This window comes from Paenibacillus sp. Marseille-Q9583 (genome assembly GCF_976954365.1).
Map to the genome: position 1 here is coordinate 23,916 of NZ_CDRJTB010000047.1, position 12,556 is coordinate 36,471.

Annotated in this window: 11 protein-coding genes; all 11 read left to right on the top strand. The window is 48.4% G+C overall.

From position 1 onward, the window contains the following. Window positions 1–36: 36 nt before the first annotated feature. The 11 genes from ACWNM1_RS19990 (at window position 37) to ACWNM1_RS20040 (ending at window position 12,543) form a co-directional block, all read left to right on the top strand. Window positions 37–936 carry an FAD binding domain-containing protein gene (locus tag ACWNM1_RS19990; protein WP_449602357.1) on the top strand — a complete coding sequence of 300 codons (900 nt, stop codon included), beginning with the start codon at window positions 37–39 and terminating at the stop codon, window positions 934–936. 34 nt (window positions 937–970) lie between these two features. Further along, the gene (gene pucD / locus ACWNM1_RS19995) at window positions 971–3,265 is read left to right on the top strand and encodes a xanthine dehydrogenase subunit D (protein ID WP_449602358.1); all 2,295 of its coding nucleotides are present in this window, start codon (window positions 971–973) and stop codon (window positions 3,263–3,265) included. Continuing rightward, the gene (locus ACWNM1_RS20000; protein WP_449602359.1) at window positions 3,252–3,788 is read left to right on the top strand and encodes a (2Fe-2S)-binding protein; all 537 of its coding nucleotides are present in this window, start codon (window positions 3,252–3,254) and stop codon (window positions 3,786–3,788) included. Before pucD ends, ACWNM1_RS20000 begins: the two co-directional genes overlap by 14 nt. A 3-nt stretch (window positions 3,789–3,791) precedes the next feature. Continuing rightward, a complete protein-coding gene (uraD, locus tag ACWNM1_RS20005; protein ID WP_449602360.1) occupies window positions 3,792–4,304 on the top strand; it encodes a 2-oxo-4-hydroxy-4-carboxy-5-ureidoimidazoline decarboxylase in 513 nt (170 codons plus the stop codon). A gap of 43 nt (window positions 4,305–4,347) precedes the next feature. Next, window positions 4,348–5,298, top strand: coding sequence for a factor-independent urate hydroxylase (gene pucL, locus ACWNM1_RS20010; protein WP_449602361.1), 951 nt, complete (start codon window positions 4,348–4,350; stop codon window positions 5,296–5,298). Next, complete coding sequence (uraH, locus tag ACWNM1_RS20015) at window positions 5,298–5,672, top strand: hydroxyisourate hydrolase (protein WP_449602362.1); 375 nt, start codon at window positions 5,298–5,300, stop codon at window positions 5,670–5,672. Before pucL ends, uraH begins: the two co-directional genes overlap by 1 nt. A 33-nt stretch (window positions 5,673–5,705) precedes the next feature. Further along, window positions 5,706–7,100, top strand: a complete 1,395-nt coding sequence (locus tag ACWNM1_RS20020; RefSeq protein WP_449602363.1) for an allantoinase — start codon at window positions 5,706–5,708, stop codon at window positions 7,098–7,100. Then, window positions 7,097–8,353: a hydantoinase/carbamoylase family amidase gene (locus ACWNM1_RS20025; RefSeq protein ID WP_449602364.1), complete on the top strand. Its 1,257-nt coding sequence runs from the start codon at window positions 7,097–7,099 to the stop codon at window positions 8,351–8,353. Before ACWNM1_RS20020 ends, ACWNM1_RS20025 begins: the two co-directional genes overlap by 4 nt. A gap of 133 nt (window positions 8,354–8,486) precedes the next feature. Then, the gene (locus tag ACWNM1_RS20030; protein ID WP_449602365.1) at window positions 8,487–9,719 is read left to right on the top strand and encodes a pyridoxal-phosphate-dependent aminotransferase family protein; all 1,233 of its coding nucleotides are present in this window, start codon (window positions 8,487–8,489) and stop codon (window positions 9,717–9,719) included. 237 nt (window positions 9,720–9,956) lie between these two features. After that, complete coding sequence (locus ACWNM1_RS20035; protein WP_449602366.1) at window positions 9,957–11,768, top strand: adenine deaminase; 1,812 nt, start codon at window positions 9,957–9,959, stop codon at window positions 11,766–11,768. Window positions 11,769–12,090: 322 nt separating this feature from the next. Further along, window positions 12,091–12,543: an IDEAL domain-containing protein gene (locus tag ACWNM1_RS20040; protein ID WP_042185792.1), complete on the top strand. Its 453-nt coding sequence runs from the start codon at window positions 12,091–12,093 to the stop codon at window positions 12,541–12,543. Window positions 12,544–12,556 lie beyond the last annotated feature (13 nt).

Genomic DNA, 12,556 nt, shown 5'->3' on the forward strand with positions numbered 1-12,556 from the left:
AGCAGCAATCTGGTACTCAAAAAGGAGGCGGAGTGTATGGGAGTTTTACGGGAAGAGGAAGGTAGGCTACCTGAAGTAATTCAACCCCGCAGCCTGCACGAAGCTTGGGAGAGAAAAACTGCGTTTGGAGACAGTGCTCGATATGTCGCAGGAGGAACACTGCTGAGAACAGAGTGGGAAAATGGAACGGCTCATATGCCCAAACAGCTGATTGATCTTCGGCAAATTACAAATCTCGGCGACATTACCTTAACGGAATTTCACTTATCTCTGGGTGCTCTTGTTCCACTCTCCCAGTGCCGCAGTAATGAGCATTTGCAGGCCGTGGCTCCTGCACTGCAAGAGGCTGCACGCTGCATAGCGGCTCCGTCGGTGCGTAATCTTGCCACGCTCGGGGGCAATATCGCTTCTGGCTTCGGAGATATTCTACCTGCGTTACTGGTCTATGAGGCGGAGTTAATCTCCTTTGACGGCAAATTTATGACGGCTCTACCTTTGATAGAGTGGCTAAACAATCACTGGAGCGGGATAAAACCTGCGGCAGATCTTGTGGCTGAGATTCGCATCTCACCTACTCGCTTAGAGAGTCCGTTAACGGATAGGCTAGAAATTTTCCGTAAGGTTGGCCGCAGGGAAGCGTTCACCCCTTCACTTGTAACGGTAGCAATCTCAGCATCGATCGATGAGGAACACCGTTTCCGTGAGGTGCGTATCGCCGCAGGTGGGGGCTCTGGGCGGCCGCAGCGACTAAGTAGGGCAGAAGTTATGCTTGAAGGTGTGAGGTATACAGAGGAGCTGTTGGCTTCTTTATATGAAGTGATTGAGAACAGCTTTGAGACGTATAGTGATCCCTTTGCAACAGAACTTTACAAGAAAAAGACTGCTGGCAATTTGGTTGTATCTGAGCTGTGGAAGGCTATGAATATACGAAGTTAAGAGGTGAATAACCCGACGAAAGGAGAGAGGGAAAATGCTGCTGAATAAGGAATCCAGCGGTAGCCGCTGGCGTACACGACCTGATGGAGAGGGTAAGGTATCCGGTAAGCTGCAGTATTTGACCGACATGAGGGCAGAAGGAATGTTGATCGGCCGCGTGCTCCGCAGTGAGCAGGCACATGCTCGTATTTTGTCTATACGCATTGAGAAGGCCATTGAAGTCCCTGGTGTACACGCTGTAATCACTCATGAGGATGTGCCCGGACTTAACGGCTTTGGCATAGCTTTGCCGCATCAACCGGTATTTTGCAGTGACCGTGTGCGTTACACTGGCGATGCGATTGCGGCAGTCGCGGCTGAGACGGACGAAATTGCGGAATACGCCTTATCTCTTATCGAAGTGGATTATGAGCTTCTACCCATACTCGAGAATCCGGAAGAGGCGATGAAAAAGGACGCAATTCTGCTGCATGCCGAGGGAAACGTGCTTCATCATACGGAATATCGGAAAGGGGAGCCGGAAACGGTATTTACGGATTGCTGTCATGTGGTAGAGGAGACTTACTATACACCACGCCAAATGCACACCTATATGGAGACTGAAGGTGGAGTGTTTATCCCAGAGGATAACGGACGGCTTACCGTATATTCAGCTACACAACATGGGTTGATGGATCGCCTGCAGCTATCCAGAATTCTGGCTATACCTCAAGAAGATATTCGCGTCATCTCGAGTCCTATCGGCGGGTCCTTTGGAGGAAAAGACGAGCTGAATGTACAGCCGTATGGAGCACTACTCGCCTTGCGGACACTCCGTCCGGTAAGACTGCATAATTCGAGAGCTGAATCGGTACGTGCAGGACTAAAACGCCATCCCATGAAAATCACCATGAAGACTGGCTGCGACCCCGAAGGAATCATCAGGGCACATCAGGTCAGCATTATTTCGGATACGGGAGCTTACGCAACACTGGGGGCGGAGGTGCTCAACTTCGCGACAGAACATGTGATGGGCCCCTATATCATCGATCATGTGGATGTGAAGGGATTTGCTGTATATACCAATAACGGTGTATCTGGTGAATTTCGCGGTTTTGGCGGCAATCAGGCGATTTTCGCTTTGGAGGGACAAATCGATCGGTTGGCTGAGCGATTGCAGATCGATCCGTGGGAAATGCGCCGCCGCAATTTGCGTAAATATGGAGATCTGGGGCCACTGGGTCAGGAAATTGCTCAGACCGATGGTGCCTTTCAGGTGTGGGAAGCGCTGGCGGGTTCGCCTCTTATGACTGAGGCCGCATCTACAGACAGTGATTCAGGTGTTGTGGAACCTTGGATCGTAACTGGCACGGGTGCTGCAATAGCTATGCATGGTGCAGGACTTGGTTATGGTATTCCCGATCCGGCGGGAGGCAGGCTCTCTTTGACGCTAGAGGGCAAGATTGAGGCGGTGTTTGGTTACGAGGAGTTTGGTCAGGGCTTAATTGCAACAATGGAACAAATGCTGATTGAACAGTTTGGCTTGGCGGCAGAGGATCTAAGCATCGTCATTGGCGATACGGATGTTGTGCCCGATAGCGGATCTAGTACGGCTTCCCGATCAACCAGCATGATGTGGATGGCCTTGAAACGGCTGCGTCCAGACTTCACCGCTCGAGTGCTGCAGGCAGCTGCGATGATAAAGCCGGAGCTGGATAACTATGAAATGAAGCTCGGCCCTGGTGGTATTTGGCTAAAAGACGGCGGTCTGCTTCTGACTTACAAGGACTTGGCACAGCATATTTCAGAACCTATTGTCTGTAATACAAAGTTTACTTATCCAACCACACCCTTTAAAAGAGTGGGGGCACATTTCCTATATACCTATTCTGCAATCGCAGTCCGCGTGGAAGTTAATCTGCTTACTGGACGTGTTCGTGTACTGGACCAATATCATGCGGTAGCGGCGGGACCGGTGGCTAATCCGCAAGGTTATCTTGGACAGATCGAAGGTGGCAGCAGTATGGCGGTAGGCTTCACCTTGTCAGAGGATGCTGTGATGTCAGGCGGCAGCTATGTCACCAAAAATTTAGACACCTATTTGGTACCGACCATTGCCGATATGAATGGCAGTATTCAGGTGCAGCCGATAGAGGATTTGCCGGATCATGACACGTACGGTCCTCGCGGTATTGGAGAGGTGGGTTCCGTCAATTTAGCTCCGGCAGTCGTGTCAGCCATATTTCAGGCTGTAGGGAAGCGGGTAACCAAGCTGCCCATTGATCCCGAATGGCTGCAGTCTACACCGTTTATTCCACAAAAGGTGGTGAACATCCATGCCGAGCCATAATTCAGATCACAATCTAGATGAAGATAACCTTGAACCCTTATCGTCTGAGGTAGCTTTTGCAGAAGAGAGGTTCACCTTTAATTGCAATCTCAATGGGAAAGCGATATCCACGGAGATTCCACCTTCCCGCCGGCTTTTAAATGTCATACGTGAAGATTTGGAGCTGACCGGCACCAAACGTTCATGTGAGATTGGCCGCTGCGGGGCATGTATGGTGCTGGTGGATGGACGTCCAGTGAATTCATGTCTGGTTATGGCCTATCAATGCTCAGGTGCGGAAATTACAACAATTGAGGGTCTTAGTGAAGTAGGCCTGCATCCCGTTCAGCGGGCTTTTTTAGAAGAGGGGGGGTTCCAATGCGGTTATTGTACACCAGGGATGGTTATCTCGGTGGTTGCTCTGCTGGAAGAGAACCCGCATCCTTCTCAGGCTGAAGTGGAAGAAGCTTTATCGGGTAACATTTGTCGCTGTACGGGGTACGGTGGCATTTTACGGGCTGTAAACAAAGCTATTGGAGGTTGAGTGATGGTCGTTTCTGAAGGCAGGTTTACGTTGGAAGAGATAAATGCCATGAGTATAACGGATTTTGTGAAGCATCTAGGCGGCATTTTTGAACATTCACCGTGGGTAGCAGAGGAGGCTTATAAGCAGATTCCGTTCCATTCTTTTGAGCATTTGCATAGCACCATGATGCAGACCGTACTGAGTGCTGACCGGAGCCGAATGGAGGAACTATTAAAAGCTCACCCAGATTTGGCGACTAGGCTTCAAGTTACGGCTTTGTCTGCCTCGGAGCAGCAGGGAGCTGGACTGGATCGGTTAACAACGGAAGAGTTCAAACTATTAAATGATCTGAATCAAAAGTATACGGACAAATTTCATTTCCCTTTTATTCTAGCTGTTCGTGGCAAAAACAAAGATGACATTATCAGCGCCATTGGAGTGCGAGTAGAGCGTTCCCCACAGGAGGAATGGGTTCAAGCCTTTTCTGAAGTCGGTACAATTACGAGATTTCGCTTAAGTGATTTAATTATTTAATTATTCATTCACTCATTCATCATAAACGGGGAGGGTGTCAGCCATGCTGGAACCAATTAACGGACGTACAATGTTTTATGGAAAAAGTGATGTGTTAACTTATCGTACCTATGCTAAACCGCTGGCCGTTACCCCCGTTCCCGAATCTTCCTTCACGGGCTGTGACAACATTATATTCGCACATAATATTACATTCGCGGTCACGGGCGAAGCGTTTCTTCCTTCTTTTTCAGAGGGGGATAATTCCATGGTTGTTGCTACCGATTCTATGAAAAATTTTATTCTGCGCAATACCGCGGACTACACTGGAAGCACAACGGAGGGGCTGCTGCAGCTTCTAAGCCGCCGTTTTCTCGATAAATACGATCATGTCACCGCAGTTTCAGTTTCCGCAGACCGGTTACCTTTTGAACAGGTAATGGTGCCCGGGGTTGAGGGGCTTATACAGAGTCATTTAGTACTGCGTCACTCCAATAATGAATCTTATTCGGCTTCGTTAACTATAAAACGTGGAGAGAATGGGTCTGAGGTTATCGCTCATGAATGCCGATTGAAGGATTTACAGCTGATAAAAGTGAGTGGAAGCTCGTTTTATGGATTCGTCCGTGATGAGTACACAACATTGCCGGAGAGCTTTGACCGTCCGCTTTATATTTTTCTAAATATTAACTGGACCTACAGTGGTGTTGAGCATGCTCTGGATGGAGATCTAGGCCAATATGTGGCTGCGGAGCAGGTTCGCGATATCGCCCATAGCGCTTTTCATGAGCTGAACAGTCCATCAATCCAATCGTTGATTTATCAAATTGGGCTGCGCGTATTGTCCCGTTTTCCGCAGCTGGCTACTGTTTCATTTGAGTCCAATAACCGGACCTGGGAAACCATTGTTGAGCCAGAAGAAACTAAAGGTGGAGTATTCACCGAACCTCGTCCACCCTATGGTTTTCAGGGCTTTTCTGTCAGCCGTGCAGATCTGGCCGGAGAGACAGCATAATGAGCGGGCGTCTTACCACCCATGTGCTGGATCTGTCGTGGGGGATTCCTGCTACAGGTCTGACGCTTCAGCTCTGGAAGCTTACGGATGGGATGAGCAAGCTTCTGTGTGAAGAAGTCACGAACAGTGACGGGAGGCTGGATGCTCCGCTGCTGGAGGGAAACGAAATGGAGGCTGGATGTTACGAGCTGCTGTTTATGGTTGGCGATTACTACCGTAGAGCTGATGCCAAAGCGTCAGCAGATATTCAACGTGAGATGTCTTTTTTTCTAGAACAGATACCTATTCGCTTTCATATAGAGAGCTCCATGCAACACTACCATGTACCTTTGCTAGTAGCTCCTGGTGGATATAGTACGTATCGGGGAAGTTAGGAGAAAGTTGACGACCGGAGGAGGTGGCAGCTCATGAAGGAATCCTATGAACTTGTGATTAAGAACGGGAATGTAGTGCTGCCCGATCGGGTACTCAAGCTGGATATTGCAGTATCAGAGGGTAAGATTGTCGCACTTGGAGAGGAACTTTCGCTTGCGCCGCTAACCAAAGTCATCGACGCAGATGGGTTCTATGTGCTCCCCGGTATGATTGATATGCATGTCCACTTTAATGAACCAACGTTTGGACATTGGGAAGGCTTTCGCAGCGGTTCTGCGGCGTTGGCAGCTGGCGGCTGCACAACCTACGCAGATATGCCGCTTAACGGCAATCCACCGACTGTGAACGAGGCTGCGCTTCGTCAAAAGGTAGATGCTGCGGCTGGAAACTCTGCCGTTGATTATGTGCTGTGGGGTGGGCTCGTTCCCGGCAATCAGGATGATTTAGAAGTTTTGGCAGCCGCTGGCGTCACTGGGTTTAAAGCCTTTCTCTCCAATCCTGGAGGGGAGGGCGAAGGCAGATTCCGTGAAGTGGATGAGGATACACTCTATCAAGGGATGCAGCGAATCGCTTCTCTGGGCGCGATTCTGGCGCTGCATGCAGAAAGTGAGGCTATCACGGCGGTGTTGACCGCAGATGCAGTGCGAAATGGCAGAACCAGCGCAAGTGATTTTGCGGCTTGCCGCCCTGCTGAAGCAGAGCTGGAGGCAGTGTCCAGGGCGCTGCTGTACAGTGAACGTACGGGCTGCCGGTTGCATTTTGTTCATATCAGCACGGCCGCTGCCATTGAGAAAATCTATGACGCTAAGCTTCGAGGTCTGGACGTTTCGGCCGAAACCTGTCCACATTATCTGGTCCTCACTGAAAATGATATGAAGGCTTTAGGCCCTGTGGCGAAGTGTGCGCCTCCGCTGCGAAGTGCGGTGGAGCAGGATAAGTTATGGGAGATGCTGGCCCAAGGCAAAATCGATCTGATTGCTTCGGATCATTCCCCCTGTCCAACGGAATTAAAGGTGAAGCTGGACTTGTCTTTTTTTGCAGCTTGGGGTGGGATCTCGGGTGCGCAGAGCAGTCTGGAGCTTATGTTCCATGAAGGCGTGAATGTGCGGGGGTTGGATGTTACATTAATTTCCAGTCTGCTCGCAGGGCAACCCGCAAAACGTTTTGGAATTGAGCATCGTAAAGGCGCTATAGCCCTAGGTCTAGATGCCGATCTAGTTCTGCTGAATCCAAGCACAACCTATACGCTGACTGCGGAGGATTTATTGTATCGCCACAAGCACAGCCCCTACATCGGAAGAACTTTATCCTGCAAAGTAGTTGCTACGATCTGCCGGGGGAATGTCATCTATACCTCTGAAGAAGGAGTGATCAGTGAGGGAGGTGGACAGTGGCTGCGAATTAGGAAGGAGCAGTACAGCCTATGAATGATTCCAGCGTTCAAGCGTCGACTCAGAAACTGCTGGAGCTGCTGGAGGAGCTGGCGGCATTCAGCACACCTGGGCCAGGAGTTACTAGACTGCTATATACGGAGGAATGGAACCGGGCGCAGATTTTTTTGCAGGAAAAAATGGCTGGGCTCGGCTTAGAAGTTTCCATAGACAAGGTTGGCAATGTATATGGACGATTGAGTGGATGCAATCCGCAGCAAAAGGTTATTTTAACCGGATCGCATATCGATACTGTAGTCAATGGCGGAAAATATGATGGTGCCTATGGGATCGCTGCGGCTATGATTGCGCTTCAAGATTTGCAGAGGAACTTTGGCCAGCCGCAGCGGACGCTTGAGGTCGTATCTTTTTGTGAAGAAGAGGGGAGCCGATTTCCGCTTGCTTATTGGGGTTCGGGCCATGTCACGGAAAGGTATGACGGAAGCGAGGCCGAGACCTGTATGGATGCAGAGGGAGTGACGTTAAAAGCAGCAATGGCACAATCCAGCTTCTTACAGGACATAACGGAGGAGAAAGCTTCTAAGCGGACTGGAGTCAGAAATGATGTTGGTGCTTTTGTAGAACTGCACATCGAGCAGGGGATTATTCTGGAGAAGACAGACACTCAGATAGGCGTAGTTCAGGGGATTGTTGGACAGAGACGATATGTGGTCAAGGTCAGTGGTATTGCTAATCATGCGGGCACGACACCGATGTTTATGCGGCAGGATGCACTGGCTAGTGCGGTTGAAATGCTGTACGTGCTTGAAAGTTCTGCTAAAACGGCTGGTGAACCTCTTGTAGCAACCTCGGGTAAGCTTGAGGTGTACCCGAATACGCCAAATGTGATCCCGAGTGAGGTTCTTTTTACATTAGATATCCGCCATAGTGAAGAAGACGAACTGGAACGTTTCTGTGAGAAGCTTCTTGCGGAATGTAATGAAATTGCTGTTAAACGTGGGGTGATTCTTGAGGTTACATCCGTGCTCCACACAGTCCCTGCGCCTATGGATACGAAGCTATCTGCAATGCTGGAAAATATCTGCTGCCAACAGGGGAAGACGTACCGCATGATGGTGAGTGGAGCTGGACATGATGCCCAGCTGTTTGCGCCGCGTTGCCACACTGCGATGATTTTTGTACCCAGTCGTGCGGGTATCAGCCACTCACCGGAAGAGTATACATCCCCCGAGCAGCTTACGGCTGGGCTTGAGGTGCTGACTGCGATGTTATATGAGTTAGCTTATTAAAAAGAGTTCGCAGAACTTTTAAATATAAGGAAGTATATGTTTTACTCTATACTTTATCTTTATATTTCTCGCTGAAACGGAGCCCGTCCCTTAAAGGACGGCATAGCCGTTTCTACTTGAAGGGAGGATCATCATGAAGCGTTACGAAGATTTGTCACCGTCCCTGCGCTGCATTATGACTCCGGGTCCGGTGGAGGTGGATCCGCGTGTCCTGCGGGCGATGTCTTTTCCGGTGCTGGGGCAGTTTGATCCAGAGTTCACCTCTATTATGAATGAAACGATGGAAATGCTGCGGGAGCTGTTCGCTACCCGAAATGCATGGGCTTACCCTATAGATGGGACCTCTCGCGCTGGTATTGAGGCGGTGATGGTCAGCTTAATCCTGCCGGGGGAACGTGTGCTGATTCCGATCTTTGGCCGCTTTGGACACCTGCTTCATGAGATTGCCGAACGTTGTGGTGCTGAGGTATTCGTTCTGGAAAAGCCATGGGGAAGTGTGTTTGAACCGGAGGAGGTGATAGCAGCTATGGAGACTTTTAAGCCAAATGTGGTAGCGATGGTGCATGGTGAGACCTCTACAGGACGGGTGCAGCCACTCGCGGAGATTGGCAGAGCCTGCCGGCGAATGGATGCTCTATTCATAGTGGATGCAGTTGCAACTCTTGGGGGCATTCCTGTCGAGACAGATGCTTGGATGTTGGATGCCGTCGTTGGCGGTACACAGAAATGCCTGTCCGTCCCTTCCGGAATGGCACCGATAACGTATAATGATCGTGCTGAAGCTAAGCTCATGACCCGAAAGCGAGTAGAACGCGGGATTAGAACAAGTGATGTCCAGTCAGGTGACTTATCTTTTGTCCGCAGCAATTATTTCGATCTCGGCATGCTTCAGGATTACTGGAGTCCACAACGTCTCAATCATCATACAGAGATGACCTCTATGCTCTATGCACTGCGGGAAGGCTTGCGACTTGCGCTTGAAGAAGGACTGGATGCCAGATTCGCCAGACATCAGCTCCATGAAAAGGCACTTATAGCTGGATTAACAGCGATGGGGCTTGAACTTTACGGGGAGCCTTCCTGCAAACTTACCGTTGTTACCTGTGTGCTGATTCCTGAGGGCATAGACGGGGAATCCGTACGCACGCTGCTGCTGGGGCGGTTCGGCATTGAAATTGCCAGCTCCTTTGGACCTCTGAAAGGAAAGATCTGGCGCATTGGCACGATGGGCTTTAGCTGCCGTACGAATAATGTGCTGCGTTTGCTTGGAGCTTTGGAAGCAGCGTTACTGCGACACGGATTTGAAGTTTTTTACGGACTTGGTGTTCAAGCGGCACTTGACGTATATGAGGAAAACGTAAGATAATCGTTGGAATAGATGCTGGCGGGTGAGTTCATACCAGGGGCATGTCCGGAGTGTTGGACAATCTTTGGATTAAGAAAACGGCTATCATCTATAGGGATGACGGAGCCGTTTTTTCGTACAATATCAGATTTGCCAACTATGATATCAACACAGCCGATGATTAAGCAATCCTCTATTATTATGAATCTATTCACTACATCAAGAACGCACTTGGATACTAACGGGGGAGAGATGAAAATGACAACTTTTACAAGAAAGCCTTTAGCAGATTGTGTACCTGAGCTTGTGGCTACGGCAAGAGGAGATAAACCGGCAACACTAGTAATTACAGGTGGAAAGCTGGTTAATGTATGCTCTGGTGAAATTTTAGAAGGAATGTCTGTTGGTATACAAGGTGGACGTATCGCTTATGTTGGTAAAGATGTGACACATATGATTGGTGAAGGAACGCAGGTTATTGAGGCGAACGGTAAGTATATAGCTCCGGGACTACTCGATGGCCATTGTCATATTGAGAGCACACAGTTGACCGTTACTGAATTCTCCCGTGCGGTTCTGCCGCTGGGTACAACAGGTGGTTTCTTTGATGCTCATGAGATTGCTAATGTATTTGGGCTGAAGGGGATTCAATTGATGCTCGATGAGATGCGCGGGACACCGTTAGCGGCTTACATGCAGGTGGCTTCTTGTGTGCCTGCGGCAGGTGCGGAATTCGAGACAACGGGAGCTTCTATTGGACCAGAAGAAGTGGCAGAAGCCTTTACTTGGGGACCCGATGTGATTGCGCTGGGAGAAGTAATGAATTTTCCTGGCGTTGTTTATGGGGATGAGAAAATGCTTGGGGAAATTCAAGCTACGCTGCGGGCAGGCAGATTTGTAGATGGTCATTTCACATGGCCTTCCAGCGACTGGAGACTGCCCGTGTATGCTGCGGCAGGTGTGACTGGCGATCATGAGTGTGTGACGGCAGACGATGTGATTGAGCGCGTTCGACTGGGGATGTATGCCAAAATGCGTCGGGGTTCCGCTTGGCATGATGTGGCTAAAACAATTACGGCCCATACAGAACACGGCATTGATACACGCCGAATGATGCTGGTAACGGATGATCGTAGTTCGGAATCCTTACGAGATGAAGGGCATATGAATTTCGTCCTGCGTGATGCTATTGCTCAAGGTGTTAAGCCTATAACGGCTATCCAAATGGCTACCATTAATACTGCTGAACGCTTTGGTTTAGCGCGGGATATCGGATCTATTACTCCGGGTTCTTTTGCAGATATCATCCTTTTAGACGGGAATTTGGCGGATATTAATGTAGTGCTGACAATTGCCGCAGGTGTAGTAGTTGCGGAGAACGGAGTAATGACGGCAGAACTTGCTAAATTCACTTATCCGGAGGAAGTGTTGGCTTCGGTTCATTTGCCACAGCGTCCTACTTCAGAAGATTTCATCATTGCTGCTCCAATTCAAACAGGTGAACTTACTACAAGAGTTATTAAAGTAAGAGAAAATCATGTGGAGACTATTGAGCGTATGGTTTCGATACCTGTAGTGGAGGGGCAACTAGATGTAAATGCTATAGAAGGTTTGTGCAAAATCGCAGTGCTCGAACGTCATAAAGGTACAGGCAATAAATCAGTGGCCGTTGTCGAAGGCATTGGATTTAAAGAGCCGGCTGCCATTGCAATGACGGTTGCTCACGATAGTCATAATGTACTCGTTATCGGTAATGATGATGAGTTAATGGCTAAAGCTGCAAATGCGGTGGCGGATGCCCAGGGTGGTGTTTGTATGATCACATACAGTGGAGAAACATTATTCCCGTTGGCTATTGCAGGTCTGATGTCCACGGAACCCTTCGAAATTGCTGCTGCAAAATCAGCTGCGATCAGCAAAGCGCTATATGATGCTGGCTGTACTTTGAACTACGCATTTATGACTTTATCGCTGCTTGCATTGGCGGTTATCCCGACGCTACGCATCACAGATAAAGGACTTGTTCGGATCTCGCCTGAAGGAATACAGTTAGTGCCATTGTTTGTTTAAGTAAAGTTAACTGAATAATAATTAGGCAAAAGACTGTTTTGAGGTCGATGATGACCATTCAGAACAGTTTTTTGTTGTGAAAATAAGAAAGACTAAGTTTTTAAATATAAATATTAAACAGATGGACAAAGATTGAAACATTTTTCTGTGGAATTAATGAAAAAATATTAACAAAGCGTAGTCAGTTGACGATAATAATGTTAAATTAGATAAAAATTAAATTGATTGGATAGAGTTAATTTTACATTATTGGCATTTAACGAAATTATAGATATCATCAGGTTTCAGGTAACCCAACTAAGAGGGACGAGGTGCATGAGAGATGATCAGACTAGAAACGCAAGACATTCTGAATATTAGCATGAAGCAAATTGCTACTATTTTTAAAATGAAGCCGCTTGAGCTGAGATTTGTCACTGATTTTCAGGGTGAGAAATATCTCTTAACCAATGATAAGCTACACCTCAGCAATCAGCAGTACTGGGCGAAGGTTATGGAATGTGTCTTTGATGATCATGTTAGACCTGTGCTAATGTGTGAGGTGTTATATTTCCTGCGTAACGAATTTCTGGAAAGTGATATCAAGATATGCTTCTCTTATGATTATGCAGAGGATGGGAATGGAGAAGCCACTGCAACCGCTGAAGTATCTTTTAATGATTCAGCTGATTTGCAGCCAAGTGAGATTGCCGAGCTGATCGATTTTGCGTTGACCTTACAGGACAAGCAATGGTTCCATGAACTGACTACTAAATATAAGCAGCTTACAGCATAAGCATCTAAGTGAT

Excerpts from the sequence above, each read along its gene's own strand:
- uraD (WP_449602360.1), top strand. The coding sequence starts at position 3,792 with ATGGTCGTTTCTGAAGGCAGGTTTACGTTGGAAGAGATAAATGCCATG.
- ACWNM1_RS20020 (WP_449602363.1), top strand. The coding sequence starts at position 5,706 with ATGAAGGAATCCTATGAACTTGTGATTAAGAACGGGAATGTAGTGCTG.
- ACWNM1_RS20040 (WP_042185792.1), top strand. The coding sequence starts at position 12,091 with ATGATCAGACTAGAAACGCAAGACATTCTGAATATTAGCATGAAGCAA.
- pucD (WP_449602358.1), top strand. The coding sequence starts at position 971 with ATGCTGCTGAATAAGGAATCCAGCGGTAGCCGCTGGCGTACACGACCT.
- uraH (WP_449602362.1), top strand. The coding sequence starts at position 5,298 with ATGAGCGGGCGTCTTACCACCCATGTGCTGGATCTGTCGTGGGGGATT.
- ACWNM1_RS20030 (WP_449602365.1), top strand. The coding sequence starts at position 8,487 with ATGAAGCGTTACGAAGATTTGTCACCGTCCCTGCGCTGCATTATGACT.
- ACWNM1_RS20035 (WP_449602366.1), top strand. The coding sequence starts at position 9,957 with ATGACAACTTTTACAAGAAAGCCTTTAGCAGATTGTGTACCTGAGCTT.
- ACWNM1_RS19990 (WP_449602357.1), top strand. The coding sequence starts at position 37 with ATGGGAGTTTTACGGGAAGAGGAAGGTAGGCTACCTGAAGTAATTCAA.
- ACWNM1_RS20000 (WP_449602359.1), top strand. The coding sequence starts at position 3,252 with ATGCCGAGCCATAATTCAGATCACAATCTAGATGAAGATAACCTTGAA.
- pucL (WP_449602361.1), top strand. The coding sequence starts at position 4,348 with ATGCTGGAACCAATTAACGGACGTACAATGTTTTATGGAAAAAGTGAT.
- ACWNM1_RS20025 (WP_449602364.1), top strand. The coding sequence starts at position 7,097 with ATGAATGATTCCAGCGTTCAAGCGTCGACTCAGAAACTGCTGGAGCTG.